Below are 316 nucleotides of genomic sequence, written 5' to 3' on the forward strand. Positions count from 1 at the left end.
CCCCCCCCCCCCCCCCCCCCCCCCCCCCCCCCCCCCCCCCCCCCCCCCCCCCCCCCCCCCCCCCCCCCCCCCCCCCCCCCCCCCCCCCCCCCCCCCCCCCCCCCCCCCCCCCCCCCTTTTTCAAGCATAAGACGGCATACGAGATCAGGCGCCATGTCTCGTGGGCTCGGAGATGTGTATAAGAGACAGGTGCATACCGCCGAAGCGCTCAAGCATGGCGCCACGCATGAAGAGATTGCGGATGCGTTGAGCGTAGCGATCTCGCTCAACGCGGGGGCGGCGCTGGTGTACTCGGCGCGCGTGATGGACGCGGTGC

At 74.7% G+C, this 316-nt stretch carries 1 protein-coding gene; it reads left to right on the top strand.

Annotated features, from left to right (window positions below; translation table 11 throughout):
• Positions 1-153 precede the first annotated feature (153 nt).
• The coding region (locus tag JHD73_RS28515; RefSeq protein ID WP_269848312.1) for a carboxymuconolactone decarboxylase family protein at positions 154-316 on the top strand (163 nt) is incomplete at its 3' end.

The sequence above is a fragment of the Ralstonia sp. ASV6 genome (genome assembly GCF_016429285.1).
GTDB classification, from domain to species: domain Bacteria; phylum Pseudomonadota; class Gammaproteobacteria; order Burkholderiales; family Burkholderiaceae; genus Ralstonia; species Ralstonia flaminis.